Source organism: Pseudomonas sp. DSP3-2-3, from assembly GCF_049898225.1.
In the GTDB taxonomy this organism is placed as follows: domain Bacteria; phylum Pseudomonadota; class Gammaproteobacteria; order Pseudomonadales; family Pseudomonadaceae; genus Aquipseudomonas.
Genome location: NZ_JAFCXH010000022.1, coordinates 38,208 through 54,973, shown reverse-complemented (window position 1 = coordinate 54,973; position 16,766 = coordinate 38,208). Strand labels below are relative to the sequence as shown.

At 59.7% G+C, this 16,766-nt stretch carries 15 protein-coding genes; 7 read left to right on the top strand and 8 right to left on the bottom strand.

Annotated elements, in window-relative coordinates; translation table 11 throughout:
- Positions 1 to 103 precede the first annotated feature (103 nt).
- The 7 genes from glpE to ACP7E4_RS22140 all read right to left on the bottom strand — a co-directional run bounded on the left by glpE (position 104) and on the right by ACP7E4_RS22140 (position 7,689).
- On the bottom strand, positions 104 to 424 hold the full coding sequence (gene glpE / locus ACP7E4_RS22170) for a thiosulfate sulfurtransferase GlpE (protein ID WP_426117713.1): 321 nt from the start codon (positions 422 to 424) through the stop codon (positions 104 to 106).
- A gap of 30 nt (positions 425 to 454) precedes the next feature.
- Positions 455 to 1,336 (bottom strand): symmetrical bis(5'-nucleosyl)-tetraphosphatase, encoded by an 882-nt coding sequence (locus ACP7E4_RS22165; protein WP_426117712.1) that lies wholly within the window; start codon positions 1,334 to 1,336, stop codon positions 455 to 457.
- Complete coding sequence (apaG, locus tag ACP7E4_RS22160) at positions 1,336 to 1,716, bottom strand: Co2+/Mg2+ efflux protein ApaG (protein ID WP_020290915.1); 381 nt, start codon at positions 1,714 to 1,716, stop codon at positions 1,336 to 1,338. Before apaG ends, ACP7E4_RS22165 begins: the two co-directional genes overlap by 1 nt.
- Before the next feature lie 103 nt (positions 1,717 to 1,819).
- Positions 1,820 to 2,626, bottom strand: coding sequence for a 16S rRNA (adenine(1518)-N(6)/adenine(1519)-N(6))-dimethyltransferase RsmA (rsmA, locus tag ACP7E4_RS22155; protein ID WP_426117711.1), 807 nt, complete (start codon positions 2,624 to 2,626; stop codon positions 1,820 to 1,822).
- Positions 2,623 to 3,612 carry a 4-hydroxythreonine-4-phosphate dehydrogenase PdxA gene (gene pdxA, locus ACP7E4_RS22150; protein ID WP_426117710.1) on the bottom strand — a complete coding sequence of 330 codons (990 nt, stop codon included), beginning with the start codon at positions 3,610 to 3,612 and terminating at the stop codon, positions 2,623 to 2,625. Before pdxA ends, rsmA begins: the two co-directional genes overlap by 4 nt.
- Complete coding sequence (locus tag ACP7E4_RS22145) at positions 3,609 to 4,931, bottom strand: peptidylprolyl isomerase (protein WP_426117709.1); 1,323 nt, start codon at positions 4,929 to 4,931, stop codon at positions 3,609 to 3,611. The genes pdxA and ACP7E4_RS22145 overlap by 4 nt, the downstream gene beginning before the upstream one ends.
- The gene (locus ACP7E4_RS22140; protein ID WP_426117708.1) at positions 4,912 to 7,689 is read right to left on the bottom strand and encodes an LPS-assembly protein LptD; all 2,778 of its coding nucleotides are present in this window, start codon (positions 7,687 to 7,689) and stop codon (positions 4,912 to 4,914) included. The genes ACP7E4_RS22145 and ACP7E4_RS22140 overlap by 20 nt, the downstream gene beginning before the upstream one ends.
- Before the next feature lie 129 nt (positions 7,690 to 7,818).
- Here ACP7E4_RS22140 and ACP7E4_RS22135 point away from each other — a divergent pair, with 129 nt between their 5' ends.
- The 3 genes from ACP7E4_RS22135 to ACP7E4_RS22125 are packed head-to-tail and all read left to right on the top strand — an operon-like array spanning position 7,819 to position 10,349.
- Positions 7,819 to 8,844: an aminoglycoside phosphotransferase family protein gene (locus ACP7E4_RS22135; RefSeq protein WP_426117707.1), complete on the top strand. Its 1,026-nt coding sequence runs from the start codon at positions 7,819 to 7,821 to the stop codon at positions 8,842 to 8,844.
- Positions 8,845 to 8,904: 60 nt separating this feature from the next.
- Positions 8,905 to 9,582 (top strand): N-acetylmuramate alpha-1-phosphate uridylyltransferase MurU, encoded by a 678-nt coding sequence (murU, locus tag ACP7E4_RS22130; protein WP_426117706.1) that lies wholly within the window; start codon positions 8,905 to 8,907, stop codon positions 9,580 to 9,582.
- Entirely contained in the window at positions 9,582 to 10,349 is a 768-nt protein-coding gene (locus tag ACP7E4_RS22125) for a DnaJ domain-containing protein (RefSeq protein ID WP_426117705.1), read from the top strand. Before murU ends, ACP7E4_RS22125 begins: the two co-directional genes overlap by 1 nt.
- Before the next feature lie 179 nt (positions 10,350 to 10,528).
- On the opposite strand, the gene ACP7E4_RS22120 is transcribed toward ACP7E4_RS22125, so the two are convergent.
- Positions 10,529 to 11,524, bottom strand: coding sequence for an alpha/beta hydrolase family protein (locus ACP7E4_RS22120; protein WP_426117704.1), 996 nt, complete (start codon positions 11,522 to 11,524; stop codon positions 10,529 to 10,531).
- Between the two features lie 97 nt (positions 11,525 to 11,621).
- On the opposite strand from ACP7E4_RS22120, the gene ACP7E4_RS22115 reads away from it, so the two are divergent.
- The 4 genes from ACP7E4_RS22115 to ACP7E4_RS22100 all read left to right on the top strand — a co-directional run bounded on the left by ACP7E4_RS22115 (position 11,622) and on the right by ACP7E4_RS22100 (position 16,762).
- Entirely contained in the window at positions 11,622 to 13,631 is a 2,010-nt protein-coding gene (locus tag ACP7E4_RS22115) for a transporter substrate-binding domain-containing protein (protein WP_426117703.1), read from the top strand.
- Entirely contained in the window at positions 13,628 to 14,257 is a 630-nt protein-coding gene (locus tag ACP7E4_RS22110) for a response regulator (RefSeq protein ID WP_065833347.1), read from the top strand. The genes ACP7E4_RS22115 and ACP7E4_RS22110 overlap by 4 nt, the downstream gene beginning before the upstream one ends.
- A 258-nt stretch (positions 14,258 to 14,515) precedes the next feature.
- Positions 14,516 to 15,640: an ABC transporter ATP-binding protein gene (locus tag ACP7E4_RS22105; RefSeq protein ID WP_426117702.1), complete on the top strand. Its 1,125-nt coding sequence runs from the start codon at positions 14,516 to 14,518 to the stop codon at positions 15,638 to 15,640.
- A gap of 84 nt (positions 15,641 to 15,724) precedes the next feature.
- Entirely contained in the window at positions 15,725 to 16,762 is a 1,038-nt protein-coding gene (locus ACP7E4_RS22100; protein WP_426117701.1) for an ABC transporter substrate-binding protein, read from the top strand.
- The last annotated feature ends 4 nt before the right edge of the window (positions 16,763 to 16,766 follow it).

Sequence of the window (16,766 nt, the reverse complement as noted above, 5' to 3'; positions counted from 1 at the left end):
GAAAGATAAAGAAGGGATGAGCAATAAGTCAGGCCAACCGTTCGTCAGTTGGCCCGCCAGCCCGCGCGGGGCGCGGGATCAGCTGTAATAAAAAATATTTCGCTCAGCCCTGGGCCGTTTCGCTCGGGAAGGTGCTGCTCCATAGCTCGAATCCACCGTCCAGGCTGTACACGTCCGAGAAACCCTGGCTCACGAGGTAGGCCGCAGCGCTCTGGCTGGAATTACCGTGATAGCAGACGACCACCAGGGGTTTGTCCAGATCGGCTTCGCGGATGAAATCCGAGATGGAGTGGTTATCCAGGTGCAGTGAATTGGGGATGTGGTTGCTGGCGAATGTCTGCGGGTCGCGTACATCCACAAGCACAGCGCCTTGTTCGCGCAAGGCTTGAGCCTGTTCGGGAGGAATGCGTTTGAACTCGGTCATGTCTGGCTCCTGTTTGTGGGTGTATTGATTCTAGCGCCCGGCCGGGAGGACAGGACTTTGGGTAATGGTCCTGGCGGAACCGGATTCTGCATTGCCCTGGGCGTCGCAATCGCAATGATGCCTTTGTAGCGTGTCGACATTGAGCAGCGTCAGGGCTGAACCCCAGACGCAACCGGTGTCCAGAGCAAAGACGCCCGGCTCGTTACAGCGGCCTTCCAACGCGGCCCAATGACCGAAGATGATCTTCACGTCGCGGGTCTTGCGTTCTTTGTGGCTGAACCATGGGGCATAGCCGGGCAGGGCGGTTTCTGCGCCTTCCTTGCCTTTGAGATCGAGCTTGCCTTCGCTGGTGCAGAAGCGCATACGAGTGAAGTAGTTGGTGATCACGCGCAAGCGCGTCACGCCCTGCAGCTCGCTGTCCCATTTGTTGGGCTCGTTGCCGTACATGCCGTCGAGGAACGGCTCGTAGAGCAGATCGTCATGCAGGGCGGTTTCGACTTCGGCGGCGTGCTTGAGCGCTTTCTTCAGCGTCCATTGCGGCGGGATGCCCGCATGCACCATCGCGACGTTACGCTCGGCATCGTAATGCATCATCTTTTGCTGGCGCAGCCACGCCAGCAGGACATCGCGATCCGGCGCGTCGAGAATCTCGCGCAGGGTGTCGCCCTTCTTCAGGCGCTCGATCTTGCGTGAGACCGCCAGCAAGTGCAGGTCGTGATTGCCCAGCACGCAGATCAGGGACTCGCGGATGCTGTACAGAAACCGCAAGGTCTCAAGGGATTGCGGGCCGCGATTGACCAGATCACCCACCAGCCAGAGACGGTCCCTGGCTGGATCAAATTGCACATGGTTCAGCAGGCATTGCAGCGGTTCAAGGCAACCTTGCAGGTCGCCAACGGCATACACCGCCATCAGTGCAGAGCCCCCGGCACAGCCAGGCGGAACGGCGCGATGACGGCGTCGAAGCGTTTGCCGTCTTCGGCGAGCATCTGGTAAGTGCCCTGCATGTTGCCGACCTTGGTGGTCATTACCGTGCCACTGCTGTAAGTGTGGCTTTGGCCCGCGTCGATCAAGGGTTGCTGACCGACGACGCCGTCGCCGCGCACTTCTTCGACATGGCCATCACCGTCAGTGATGACCCAGTGACGGGACAGCAGCTTGGCAGGCAACTCGCCGCTGTTATGCACAGTCACGGTGTAGGCGAACGCAAAACGGTTCTGATCGGGTTGCGACTGTTCTGCGAGGAAACGCGTGACGACGCTGACGTCGACCTGGTAACGGGAATCAGACATGCAGTAGGCCTTGAAAGCAAATGCGAATAAAACCGGAAAGCCGGATGGCTCAGTCTAGGACATGTGGGCGGGATAGACTAATCGCCCACACATCCTCTGCGCATCAAGCCTCGACTGGCTTCTCGCTGAGTTTGTCAGCCAGGCGCACAAAAGCGGCAAGATCCAGTTGCTCCGGACGCAGGCTGCCGTCCACGCCGGCGGCGGCAATGTCGTCGCTGGTGAGCAGCAACTTGAGCGTGTTTCGCAAGGTCTTGCGCCGCTGATTGAAAGCTTCGCGGACGACGCGTTCGAGCAGGCGGTGATCCTTGGCCGGATGCGGCAGTGTTTCGTGGGGCACCAGGCGCACAATGGCGGAGTCGACTTTCGGCGGCGGATTGAACGCGCCTGGGCCGACGTTGAACAGATGCTCCACACGGCAGTGGTACTGAACCATGATCGACAAACGACCATAATCGCCGCCGCCGGGGCCTGCCGCGAGACGCTGAACCACTTCTTTCTGCAACATGAAGTGCATGTCGCGGATCAGGTTGGCGTTTTGCAGCAGATGAAAAATCAGCGGCGTGGAGATGTTGTAGGGCAGGTTGCCGACTACGCGCAGGCTGTTGGCCGGTGCGTTGAGGCTGGTGAAGTCGAACTTCAGCGCGTCGCCCTGATGCAGGTTGAAGTTCGGCTTGTTGCCGAACTGGTGAAGCAGGATCGGGATCAGGTCCTTGTCCAGCTCAACCACATCCAGTTGCGCGTTGCTGTTGAGCAGGCCTTCGGTCAGGGCACCCTGGCCCGGCCCGATTTCCAGCAGGCGGTCTTCCGGTTTGGCACGGATGGCACGCAGGATTTTGTCGATCACGCCAGCGTCGTGCAGGAAGTTTTGCCCAAAGCGTTTACGCGCCTTGTGTTGGAATTGCTCGGTCATGAATGGGTCTCGGCCATCTGGTAGGCGGTTTCCAGGGCGACTCGCAGGCTGCCGGTGTCGATTTTGCCGCTGCCCGCCAGATCCAGCGCGGTGCCGTGGTCGACAGAAGTACGAATGATCGGCAAGCCGAGGGTCACGTTGACTGCGGCACCGAAACCTTTGTATTTCAGTACGGGCAGACCCTGGTCGTGGTACATCGCCAGCACGGCGTCGCAGTGCTCCAGATATTTTGGGGTAAACAGAGTGTCGGCGGGCAGCGGGCCACGTAAATCCAGGCCCTCGCTGCGCAGACGCTCCAGAGTAGGTTCGATGATGTCGATTTCTTCGCGGCCCAGATGTCCGCCTTCGCCAGCATGCGGGTTTAGCCCGCAGACCAGGATGCGTGGACGCGCGATGCCGAACTTGTTGACCAGATCGGCGTGCAGGATGCGGGTTACCCGCTCCAGTCGCTCGGCAGTGATCGCGTCAGCTACATCGCGCAATGGCAGGTGCGTCGTCACCAGTGCGACACGCAAGTCGCCGGTCGCCAGCATCATCACCACCTGTTCGGTGTGCGTCAGTTCGGCGAGGAACTCGGTATGGCCGGAAAACGGGATGCCGCTGTCGTTGATCACGCCTTTATGAACGGGCGCGGTGATCATGCCGACGAAATCGCCGTCGATACAGCCTTGCCCTGCGCGGGTCAGAGTTTCCAGGACGAACGGGCCGTTGGCCGTGTTCAGCTGGCCGGCAACGACAGGCCCGCGTAACGGGGTATCCCAGACGTAAAGGCTGCCGACGGCGGCCGGCTGATCAGGAAAGGCATCGGGCGTGACGCAAATCAGGTTGACGGACACGCCCAGTTGCGCGGCCCGCTCGGTAAGCAGGTCGCGGCTGGTAATGGCAATCAGGGGGTGTGGCTGGGGCTGCGTGGCGAGCAGCAGGCAAAGGTCAGGACCAATGCCGGCCGGCTCGCCGGGTGTCAGAGCGAAACGCTTTGGTTTCACTGCGCAGCCTGGGCGGCGCCAGGGAGCTTGATTTCAACGTAGGCTTCGTCGCGGATCTGACGCAGCCAGGTTTGCAGCTCTTCGTCGTATTTGCGGTTGCGCAATACGGTCAGGGCTTGCTGATCACGGGCCTGGTTGGTGCTGTCAGTGGCGCGGCGGCCAAGGACTTCCAGTACGTGCCAGCCATAGGCAGTCTTGAACGGCTTGGACAACGTGCCTTGCGGCGTGTCGTTCATCACCTGACGGAATTCCGGAACCAGCGAGCCAGGATCAACCCAGTTCAGATCGCCGCCGTTGAGTGCCGAACCCGGATCTTCAGAGAAACTCTTCGCCAGTTCGCCGAAGTCATCGCCATTCTGAATGCGGTCGTAGATCTTTTGCGCCAGACGCTTGGTTTCTTCTTCGCTGCGGATCTCGCTTGGCTTGATCAGGATGTGGCGCACATGCACTTCATCGCGCATTTGAGCCTGGCCTTCACCGCCGCGTTTTTCCAGCAACTTGAGAATGATGAAACCACCTGGAGTCCGTGCTGGAGGCGTTACGTCGCCAATCGGCATGGTACCGAGCATGTCACCAAATGGTGGCGGCAGTTGAGCAGCTTTACGCCAGCCCATGTCGCCACCTTCCAGTGCGCTTTCGCTGGCGGAGTTGGCAATTGCCATCTGACCGAAGTCAGCGCCTTGCTTAAGCTTGCCGTAGAGGTCTTGAGCCTTGCGGGCAGCGGTCTGGATCTGATCCGAGGAAGCGCTGTCCGGTGTGGCGATCAGGATGTTGGCCAGATGGAACTCTTCCGACAACTGAGCCTTGCCCTGGCCGGAAGCGAGGAAGTTCTTCACTTCCTGATCGGAGACCTGGATGCGCTCGGCAACCCGGCGCTGACGCACCCGGCTGATGATCATTTCGCGACGAACCTGCTCGCGAGCATCGTTGAAGGACAGTCCGTCACGGGACAACGCGGCGCGGAACTGGTCCACGCTCATGTTGTTACGCTGGGCAATGGTGCCGATGGCCTGGTTCAGCTCTTCGTCGGTGATTCGAATGCCGGAGCGTTCGCCGATCTGCAACTGCAGGTTTTCCAGGATCAGACGATCCAGAACCTGTGGTTGCAGTGCTTCTGCAGGTGGAACACCCGAACCGCGTTTGGCGATGGTCTGTTGAACCTCGCGGACACGCTGGTCCATCTGGCTCTTCATGATCACGTCGTTATCGACAATGGCCACCACGCTGTCCAGCGGCTGGACAGCAGCATGCGCTGCAGTCCCCAGGAGTAACGCGCCCAGCAACAGCGGGCGCAGACAATCAGAAAGCTTGGTCTTCACGTTCACGATAACCTTGAATGCCTTTGTCGAGGAAACTCTCTACTTTGGCGCCGGTAACGCCACCAAGTCCCTTCAACACAATTTGTAGGAATACGCCGTGGTCGCCTTTCTCGTTCTGAGGAGCGTCCTGGCTGAACTCGTCGTAGTCGACCCAGTAGCGGCTGATCAGACGCAGTTTCCAGCAGCAGTTGTCATACTCGAAACCACCGAAGGCTTCCAGCGTGCGGTCGCGGTTGTAATCGTACTGCCAGCGGCTGATAGCGTTCCACTGCGGCACGATCGGCCAGATAACCGAGAAGTCGTGCTGCTGGATCTTGTAGTAATCCTTGACGTAGTTCGCGCTGCCCGGGGTGCCGTAATCGCCACCACCCACGCTCCACTTGCCGGTGGTCTGGTCGTAACGCACCAGGTCATTGCGGTAGCGGTAGCCGAGGTTGACGACCTTGTTCGGGTTGTCTTCAGGCTGGTAGTGGAACATTGCGCTGCCGGAGCGAGTGCTGTGGCTATCCGGATCCCAGTTGAAGTCCGAATTGACACGCCAGTCGCGGTTGAAGCGGTATTCGTATTCAAGCGCATAAGGCGAGACGTTCGCTTGTGCGTCGTCGCGGTCCTTGAACTCGATGCCAGGCAATTGAACCTTGCGGTCTTTGAAGTACAGCGCCTGGCCAACGCTCAAGCGTTGACGTTCGAAACCGTTGTCTTCGATCCAGCGGTTGGTAATGCCCAGGGACAACTTGTTTTCGTCGCCGATACGGTCGGAGCCGACGAAACGGTTGTCACGGAACAGCGACGCATAGTTGAACGTCGTTTCAGCCGTGTCAAAGATCGGGATGTCGCTCTGGTCCTTCTCGGGAACATAGAGATAGAACAGGCGCGGTTCCAGGGTCTGGCGGTAGTTCTTGCCGAACCATTGCGTGTTGCGGTCGAAGTACAGGCCGCTGTCGACGCTGAAGATCGGTACGGCGCGGTTTTCGCTGCTGTTGAATTCTTCGTCAGCGAGCAGGGTTTGCTTGCCACGACCGTCCAGATCCAGTTGGTACTGGGTGTAGACGTATTTCAACTTCGGCGTCAGGAAGCCGTAGGTCCAGTTCATCGGCAAGCTTACCGATGGAGCCAGGTTCAGACGGTCGCCGTTGGCGCGCGCCAGACCGACAACGTTGGTATCCAGACGAGGGCTTGCAACGCCATCCTGGTCAACGTAGTTGCCGGTTTCCAGATCGCGATCAAAGCGAACCAGTTCGGTCTGGTAATCGAAGTGCAGGCCGCCGGGATTATAAGGCAGCGCACCGTTGAAGGTGATCTGCGGCAGGCGGTTGTACGGAGTGATGTTGGCGACGGTTGCCAGCTTGTAGGCCTGGGCGTTGACGGCTGCCGTGTAAGTGTCGCCACGGTAGGTCAAGGAACCTTGCTGGTTGATGTAGTCGCGGCTATCGACGCCGATCTGATCGCTCTGCAAATCCTGGAAGTAGTAAGGATCACTGACGTCGGTGTAGTCGACCTGAGTCAACCAGCGCGAGTCCAGGCCACCTTTGTGCTGCCAGTTGATCATCCAGCGGGTTTTTTCGTAGTCGGTCTGACGACGACGTTCGTCTTCATCATCGTTCAGGTAAGCGCCGCCGAACTGACCTTCGCTGCTTTTGGTCAGGTAACGGAATTCGCCTTCCATCAACAGGCCGCGTTTGGCCATGTAACGAGGATAGAGCGTGGCATCGTAGTTCGGTGCCAGGTTGAAGTAGTAAGGCGTAACCAGCATGAGGCCGGTATCACTGCCGGTGCCGATGGTCGGCGGCAGGAAGCCTGACTGGCGACGGTCATCGATCGGGAAGTAGATATACGGCGTGTAGAGTACCGGTATGTCCTTGACCCGAAGGGTGACGTTGGTCGCGGTGCCGAAACCGGTAGCCGGGTTCAGCGTGATGTTGTTGCCTTTGAGTGTCCACGCGTTGCTGCCCGGTTCGCACGTGGTGTACGTACCATCCTTCAAACGAATGATCGCGTTCTCGGCACGCTTGGCGTACAGGGCATTACCGCGAATATTCGATTTGTGCAGCACGTATTCCGCGTTGTCGACCTGGGCTTCGCCCGTGTCGAGTTGCAGTTCCGCGTGGTCGCCTACGATCAAGGCCCCGTTGTCGCGCAAACGGACATCGCCGTTCAGCTCGCCACGGTTTTCAGTCTGATGAAGACTCGCTTCCTGAGCCTGGACCTGCATGCTGCCCTGACGCAATACAACGTCACCGGCGAGCGTGGCGATCTGCTCTTCCTGCTGGTAGCGAGAAGCCTTGGCGCCGATGAACATCGGCGCGTCGCTCATCTTGGTCTTGTCGTCCATGCCGGGCCGGATCGGCTCGACATAGGCGCCCGAGCAATAAGGACCGGTTTCGGCCAATTGCGCAGGAGTCAGTTTTTCGCGAGGAACCCAATCGAGGTGGCTGTAGTCTGCACTACGCGACTTCAGGCCTTTGCCCTTGGCTTCGGTTACCAGTTTAGTGGTAGCGACAGCAGGTTCACTGGTGGAGCCACTGTCCGAAGTGACCGTGCCGTTGGAACTGACCGACGTCGTGCTATGCACGGGGCGCGGAGGCAATTCGAGGGCGTTGGTTTTCGGCGCGCAATCCCAGGCGCCCGAAGCAGACACTGAACAGTCATACTGTTCCGCTGCGACCGCGAACTGAGTGGCAAGAGGTTGCATCGCCAGCAAACTGCCGGTTACGAGCAACGGAAATTTTTTACGAAACGCGGGGGATTTCAATGCCATCTTATTAATCCGGGCTTCCTGCGCGCCATCTGCCCGCGGGGGGGCCGCACGCCTCTCGATGGGCTGAAAAAGATGTCGGATAATAAAGCATGACCCGCTTGACGGCTAGCGCCGTCGGAGACCCTTGCAATGCCAGATCAAGATGTACGCCTGCAACACCTCGAAACTTGGCTCGATGAGCAACTTCCCGCGCTGTTCGCAGCGCAAGGCTGGGGCGCGATTCCCCCGGCCACGTTGACTGCGGCCAGCAGTGACGCAAGTTTTCGCCGTTACTTCCGTTGGCAGGGGGGCGAACGAACTTTTATTGTGATGGATGCGCCGCCACCCCAGGAAAACTGCAAACCCTTCGTGGATATCGCACATTTATTAAATAAATCAGGGATTAATGTTCCGAAAATTTATGCCGAAGACCTGACGCAGGGCTTTTTGCTGCTCAACGATCTGGGGCAGAAAACCTGGCTCGACGTGTTGGACGCGGACAACGCCGACGCTTTGTTTGCCGAAGCGCTCGATGCATTGCTGGCTTTTCAACAGTTGCCAATGGATGCGCCGTTGCCCCGTTATGACGTGGCATTGCTGCGCCGCGAGCTGGAGCTGTTCCCGCAGTGGTATGTCGCTCGGGAGCTGGGCATCGAGCTTGATCCGCAGCAGCAGGCCATGTGGCAGCGGGTCAGCGAGCTGTTGATCAACAGCGCGCTTGAACAGCCCAAAGTGCTGGTCCATCGCGACTATATGCCGCGCAACCTGATGCTCAGCGAGCCCAATCCCGGCGTGCTGGATTTCCAGGATGCGGTGTACGGCCCGGTGACTTACGACGTGACGAGCTTGTTCAAGGATGCGTTTCTGAGCTGGCCTGAAGATCGCGTTCAGGGCTGGCTGAAGCTCTACTGGGACAAGGCGCAGGCTTTGGGCGTCCCGGTGCAGGACGATTTTGCCGCGTTCGTGCGTGCCAGCGATTTGATGGGCGTGCAGCGGCATTTGAAGGTGATCGGGATTTTCGCGCGCATCTGCCATCGTGATGGGAAGCCGCGCTACCTGGCCGACGTACCGCGATTCTTTGCTTATATAGAAGCGGTGTTGTCCAGACGTCCCGAGCTGGCCGAGCTGGGTCAACTGCTGACTAGCCTGAAGCAGCCGGTGACACACGCTGTATGATGGTCGTTACTGCAAAGGCCATTACAACAAGAGGGTATTGCTAGTGTTGAAGAGGCTTGCATGAAAGCGATGATTCTCGCTGCGGGAAAAGGCGAACGGATGCGCCCGTTGACCCTGCACACGCCAAAACCCCTGGTACGCGCTGGCGGCGTGCCTCTGATCGAATACCATCTGCGCGCCCTGCACCACGCCGGGTTTCATGATGTGGTGATCAACCACGCGTGGCTGGGCCAGCAGATCGAGGATTATTTGGGTGACGGCCAGCGCCTGAACCTGAACCTGAACCTTCGCTATTCCCCGGAAGGTGAGCCGCTGGAAACCGGCGGCGGCATCTTCCGTGCACTGCCGTTACTGGGCGATGAGCCTTTTGTGGTGGTCAATGGCGATATCTGGACCGATTACGATTTCGCCGGTTTGCGCGTGCCCATCGCCGGGCTCGCGCATCTGGTGCTGATCGATAACCCTGCCCACAACCCCAACGGAGATTTCGCCCTGGTGGACGGGCAGGTTCGTGATGACGACTCGGCAAGCTCGCGGCTGACCTACAGCGGCATCGCCATCCTGCATCCGCGTCTGTTTACCGGTTGCGAGGCGGGGGCGTTCAAGCTGGCGCCGTTGTTGCGTCAGGCCATGGCTCAAGGGCAAGTGACTGGCGAGCATTTCAGCGGACGCTGGGTCGATGTCGGCACCCACGAGCGGCTGGCTGAAGTCGAGCGACTGCTTGCGGTGGCTGGCTGATGTTGTGGCCGGGCACGTTACTGGGAGCGGGCGCGGGGTATCTCATCGCCAGTATTCCGGGGGCCATGCTCGGTGCTTTGCTGGGCCAGGCTCTGGATCGACGTCTGGCCCTGCAAAGCTGGGCCGAACTGCGCGCTCGGCTGGGTGGTCGTCGCGTGCCCCGCGACGATGAGCTGCTGTTCCTGTTGCTGGGGCGGTTGGCAAAACGCGACGGCCGTGTCGTCGAGCAGCATATCCAGCAGGCACGAGTGGAAATGCGTCGGCTGGACATGAGTGAACCGGCGCAGCGCCGCGCTATTGCGGCGTTCAACCGGGGCAAGGATGGTCGCGATCATCTGCGCGGTTATCTGCGGCGCTTCAGAGTTCAACCCCATGCCGCCGAAGGTTTGCTGCGCGCCTGTTGGCGCATGGCCTGGGCCAACGGCAGGGCGACACGCAACGAGCGCGAGCTGATTGTGTTGTGGGGTAAATGGCTGGGTTGGCCTGCGTCGAAAGTCGAGGCCTTGGCCGCTGAACATGACACCCAGAGAAAGCCGCTGGCCAGCAAGGTCAACGACTATCAGCACGCACTGACGTTACTGGGTGTGCAGGCGGATTCCGAGCCTGCGCAGATCAAACGCGCCTATCGGCGTCTGCTCAGTCGCAACCATCCGGACAAGATCGCCGGTTCCGGCGCGAGCCAGATCCAGGTCCGCGACGCCACCGACCGCACCCGTGAATTGCACAGCGCTTACACCTTGATCAAGGAACGACGCGGGTTTCGGTGAGCCGTCCGGGTAAAAAACCGCAAAACTTGTGGGAGCGAGCTTGCTCGCGAAGGGGCAAGTACATCCGACGTATTTCTTGAATCTCGGACATTGCCTTCGCAAGCAAGCTTGCTCCCACAAGTTCGAAACCGGCGCGATCCCGTGGGGCTGGATTTATCCGGGAAAGCGTCGGTGCAGCATCACTTCGCCTCAATCCACCCACGTACCCGGCGGAACATCTGTTCCTGCTCTGCGTCTTCATTGCCGGGAATAGCCGTCAGTGCAACCTGGGTAAACCCGGCGTTCTTGGTCCGTTTGCTGACTTGCAGGCGTGCAGTTGCAGCCTCTCGGGCCTGGACCTGTTCCTTGTAGACGAAGTCCGAAGTCTTCATTTTCAGGGTCGGGACCAGCTCCAGAAGTGGCGGCTTGGCATCAAGCGGTTCTTGGGCAGTGACCATGACGAATTTCTGAATCAGCGGCGAAGGCCGTTCGCTCAAAAAACGTGCGGCCCAATAAGCGCCGCTGCCATGGCCAAGCAGCACGATACTGCGTGCTTTGTGCTGCTGGGCGAAACTGATGGCGCTTTCGATGCGGGCGAAAATCTGCTCGGCGTTCGCCTTGGCCTGTTCTTCGGCTGCGGCGGCGCTCGCGGCGGTGGCGGCCGCTTCTTTTTCGGCGGCTGCGGCCTTGTCTGCTTCCAGAGCGGCAGCATCTTTCGGCGCGGCGTCCTTGGGCGCTTCCTTGGGTTTGTCGGCGCCTTCCACCGGTGCCGCTTCGACCTCGCGCGGCTGACTGAAATCACTTTTCACGTCAGGCAGCGTCAGGCTCAGGCTGGCCCAGCCGATATCCGGGAAACGCCGACGCAGCGGTCCAACCGCGTCGGGCCAGTCCGCCGACTCATCGGCCCCCGGCACAATGATCACCGCACCTTTGGGCTCGTCGCTGTTGGCTGGCTTCCACAGGGCAAGAAACGTCTCGTCACCCGCCTGCAATTGCTGCTGATCGGCTTGCGGCACACGGCCTTCCAGCGCCAGCGCGTCTTCCTCACTGCGTGGCAACAGCGGAGCGCGTTCGATGACCGGCTCGGCGCCAGCATCTTTAGCCGGTTCAGGATCAGCAGCGCTTGCAGACGGCGCACAAGGTAAGATCAGCGCTAGCCACAATGCAGGAAGCATTGCGCGAAAGGTGTAGGACATTGAATATTCCAAAGCAGAAACTATTTCCGCAGCCTAATGGGTTGATCGGCATTTGTCAGGCAACGCGTCTCGGATCGCACACAGGAACAACACATAAATGACTGGCCTGCTGCGCACGAGTGTTATCGGCTGTCTGGCCCTGCTCTTGATGATCGGCGCTGGACTCGCTCCGGCCGCGACCGACGTTTCTGCGCAATCGGTGCTGACACCGCAGCAGCGCAGCTGGCTTGAGCAGCGCGGCCAGTTGCGGGTCGGCCTGGTCATGCAGGCGCCGTACGCGCAATTTGACCGCCGCCAGCAGCAACTTTCCGGTGCCAACGTCGACCTGATGAACCTGCTGGGCAAAAGCCTGCAAGTCGAGCTGCTGTGGCGCAGTTTCCCCGATCAGGCGGCCCTCGAAGACGCGCTGGCGCAAGGTCTGGTGGACATCGCGCCGGGCCTGACGCAAACCCCGGCGGGGCTGAAGACCTGGCTGTTTTCCGATCCCTACATGCGCGTGTCGCAACTGGTGGTCGGCGAACGGGACGGCAGCGGCGTGGTGGATCTGGAAAAACTCGACAGCCGCACCCGTGTTGCAGTGCGGATGCCCAGCGTCACGGCGGATTATTTGCGCAGCAATTACCCGCATCTGAATCTGCAAGGCGTACCCCTTGAACGCCAGGCGCTGCAATTGCTCTTGAGTCAGCAGGCGCGCTACGCCGTGCTGGACGAGGCGCAGCTGAGTCGGCTGTCCCGCGAACCGGAATTTGCCGGGCTCAGCATCGTCGGCGACATTGGTTTCCCGCAGTTGCTGCGCATTGCCTCGCGGCGGGACGCGCCGCAACTGGCCGAGATCCTCAGCGCTGCCTTGCAGGCGATTCCGGCGCGGGAGCTGGACCAGCTGCATGCGCGCTGGCTGCCGCTCAACTCAGTGAAAGCCAGCGAATCTCCCGGTTTCTGGCAGAACATCTGCTTGTTGTTGCTGGTGCTGCTGCTCGCCTGTTTTGCCATCGTCATCTGGCAGCGTCGCCAACAGCAGGCGCTGGAGCGTGAAGTGCTGGTCGCCCGTGAAGACATCGCGCGCCGTGCGGCGGGCGAAGAGGCGTTGCGGCTGGCGCAGTTCTCCATTGATCAAAGCACAGTCGGCATCCTGTGGGTCAACTGGGACAGCCGCGTGCGCTACGCCAATCGGGCCGCCGAAGCGATGTTGGGTTATCCGGCGGGCGGTGTGGTTGAGCGGCCGTTGATCGACTTCGAACCCGGCCTGCACATGGACCGCTGGCTGGGCCTGTGGCGCAGCGCGCGGTCCAGCGAAGGCGTCGCGCAGACCTTCGAAACCAACTGCGTTCGCGCCGATGGGAGCATTTTGCCCGCCGATGTGTCCCTGAGTTTCCTGCGCTTTCAGGAGTCCGAATACCTCGTCGTATTCCTCACCGATGTCACCGATCGGCGCGGCTATCACGAGCAATTGCGCGAGTTGTCGGCGCATCTGGAAAGCGTGCGCGAAGAAGAAAAGGCGCGCATCGCCCGGGAAGTGCACGACGAACTGGGGCAGATGCTCACGGTACTGAAACTGGAGACGTCCATGTGCGAGCTGTCTTACGCCGATCTCGATCCGGGTTTGCGCGAGCGCCTCAACAGCATGAAGCGCCTGATCTCGCAGTTATTCCAGCTGGTGCGTGACGTGGCCACAGCGCTGCGTCCGCCGATTCTGGACGCCGGTATTGCTTCCGCCATCGAATGGCAGGCGCGACGTTTCGAGACGCGCACGCAGATTCCGTGTCTGGTGCAGGTGCCGGATAACCTTCCTGCATTGAGTGACGCCCGCGCCATCGGCATGTTCCGGATTCTTCAGGAGGCGCTGACCAACGTCATGCGTCACGCCCAGGCGCATACCGTGGAGGTCAGCCTGACGCTGGAAGGCAATCTCATGTGCATGACCATTGCCGACGATGGCCGTGGCTTCGTGCCGGAGCAGGGCAGGCCGGTTTCGTTCGGGCTGGTGGGCATGCGCGAGCGCGTGCTGATGCTCGGCGGGCGATTGGAACTGGACAGCGAGTCCGGTGAAGGCACAACCTTGCGGGCATACATTCCGCTGGATCAAGTCGGGCAGGAGCGAGAAAAGTGATTCGTGTACTGGTAGCTGAAGATCACACCATCGTTCGCGAAGGCATCAAGCAGCTGATTGGCCTGGCCAAGGATTTGCTGGTGGTGGGCGAGGCCAGCAATGGCGAGCAATTGCTGGAAACCCTGCGCCATGTGGAATGCGAAGTGGTGCTGCTGGATATCTCCATGCCTGGCGTCAACGGCCTGGAAGCGATCCCGAGGATTCGCGCGCTGAACAATCCGCCAGCGATTCTGGTCTTGTCGATGCACGACGAAGCGCAAATGGCCGCGCGCGCCCTGAAAGTCGGTGCCGCTGGCTATGCCACCAAAGACAGCGATCCTGCGTTGTTGCTGACGGCGATTCGCCGGGTGGCGGCGGGCGGGCGCTACATCGATCCGGATCTGGCCGACCGCATGGTGTTCGAAGTTGGCCTGACCGATAACCGGCCGCTGCATGCGTTGCTGTCTGAGCGCGAGTTTTCAGTGTTCGAGCGCCTGGCTCAAGGCGCTAACGTCAACGACATCGCCCAGCAACTGGCGCTGAGCAGCAAGACCATCAGCACCCACAAAGCGCGGCTGATGCAGAAAATGAACCTCAACTCGTTGGCGGACCTGGTCAAGTACGCCATGGAGCACAAATTGCTCTGAGTCTGAAAACGACATCTTTTTAACCTTCATCGATCCGGTTCGCGGGCAAGCCTCGCTCCAACAGATCGACTCATACCCGTTGGAGTGAGGCTTGCCCGCGAATACGTCCGTACGTACAAAAAATTTCTTGCGGCTGACATATCTAATCCCGCCATCGCTGTAGGGCAATCCCTACCCTAATCTCTCCTGCCCCCCGATTTGCGTGGCTTGACGCCTGGCCTAGGCTAGTCCCACGCAGACAAAACAAAGGTGTGGGTAATGAGCAACGTCGATTCAAGCGCTGGGGCAAACGATGTTCTGGTCAGCTTTCGTGGTGTGCAGAAGAGCTACGACGGCGAATCCCTCATCGTCAAAGACCTCAACCTGGATATTCGCAAAGGCGAATTCCTGACTCTGCTCGGGCCTTCCGGTTCCGGCAAGACCACCAGCCTGATGATGCTGGCCGGGTTCGAAACCCCGACCGCTGGCGAAATTCTCCTCGCGGGACGCTCCATCAATAATGTGCCGCCGCACAAGCGCGACATTGGCATGGTGTTCCAGAACTACGCGCTGTTCCCGCACATGACCGTCTCGGAAAACCTCGCGTTCCCGCTGTCGGTGCGTGGCTTGAGCAAGGCCGACATCAGCGAAAAGGTCAAACGTGCGCTGGACATGGTGCAACTCGGCACCTTCGCCCATCGCTACCCGGCGCAACTCTCCGGTGGTCAGCAACAGCGTGTGGCGCTGGCTCGCGCATTGGTCTTCGAACCGCAACTGGTGCTGATGGACGAACCCTTGGGCGCGCTCGATAAGCAGCTGCGCGAACACATGCAGATGGAGATCAAACATTTGCACCAGCGTCTGGGCGTGACCGTGGTCTACGTGACCCACGATCAGGGCGAAGCGCTGACCATGTCCGACCGCGTTGCGGTATTCCACGAAGGCGAAATCCAGCAGATCGCGCCACCGCGCACTTTGTATGAAGAGCCGAAAAACACCTTCGTCGCCAACTTCATCGGCGAGAACAACCGCCTGAATGGCAAATTGCTCAGCCATTCCGGCGAGCGTTGCGTGGTGGAGCTGAGTCGCGGCGAGAAAGTCGAAGCGCTGGCGGTCAACGTCGGCGCGGTTGGTGAAGCAGTGACGCTGTCGATCCGTCCCGAGCGCATCAGCCTCAATGGCAACAGCGAAAGCTGCGTGAACCGTTTCTCCGGCCGAGTGGCCGAGTTTGTGTATTTGGGTGACCACGTTCGTGTGCGCCTGGAAGTGGCAGGCAAGACAGATTTCTTCGTCAAACAGCCCATCGCCGAGCTGGATCCGGCACTGAGCGTTGGCGACGTTGTGCCAATTGGATGGCAAATCGAGCACGTTCGCGCGCTCGATCCCTTGCAGCAAGTGCATTGATTCACCAATAAAAAGGCATCAGCCAGAGGCGATAGATCGCCCTCAACGCATAAAACCAACACTGCTCGTGGAGAACACAACCAAATGCTCAAATCTTTGAAGCTCACCGCCATTACGCTGGGCATGCTGTGCGCGGCGCAAGCCATGGCTGTCGATCTGACCGTCGTATCCTTTGGTGGCGCCAACAAGGCTGCCCAGGAAAAAGCGTTTTATGCACCGTGGGAAAAGGCTGGCAACGGCAAGATCGTCGCCGGTGAATACAACGGTGAAATGGCCAAGGTCAAAGCCATGGTCGATACCAAAAGCGTGTCCTGGGATCTGGTAGAAGTCGAATCGCCGGAACTGGCTCGCGGTTGCGATGAAGACATGTTCGAACCGCTCGATCCGAAATTGTTCGGCGACGTCGGGAAATATGTCAAAGGTGCCATTCAGCCTTGCGGCGTAGGCTTCTTCGTCTGGTCCACGGTGTTGGCTTACAACGCCGAGAAGCTTAAATCGGCCCCGACCGGTTGGGCGGATTTCTGGGATACCGAGAAATTCCCCGGCAAGCGTGGCCTGCGTAAAGGCGCCAAGTACACCCTGGAATTCGCCCTGATGGCTGATGGCGTAGCGCCAAAAGACGTCTACAAAGTGCTGGCCGGCAAAGACGGTCAGGACCGCGCATTCAAGATGCTAGACAAGCTCAAGCCAAGCATTCAGTGGTGGGAAGCGGGCGCCCAGCCGCCGCAGTTCCTGCAATCGGGTGACGTCGTGATGAGCTCGGCCTACAACGGCCGCATCGCCGCAGTTGCCAAAGAAAGCAAACTCAAAGTGGTGTGGACCGGTGGCGTGTACGACTTCGACGCGTGGGCGATTCCAAAAGGTCTGGACAAAGCCCGAGCTGAAGCGGCGAAGAAGTTCATCGCTTATAGCGTGCAGCCTGAGCAACAGAAAACCTTCTCGGAAAACATCGCTTACGGTCCGGTCAATACCGACGCCGTCAAACTGTTGAACGCTGAAACCCTGGAGAACATGCCGACTACTCCTGAGAACATCAAGGATCAGGTGCAGATCGACGTGGCTTTCTGGGCCGACAATGGCGAGCAACTTGAACAGCGATTCAACTCCTGGGCTGCCAAGTAAGCGC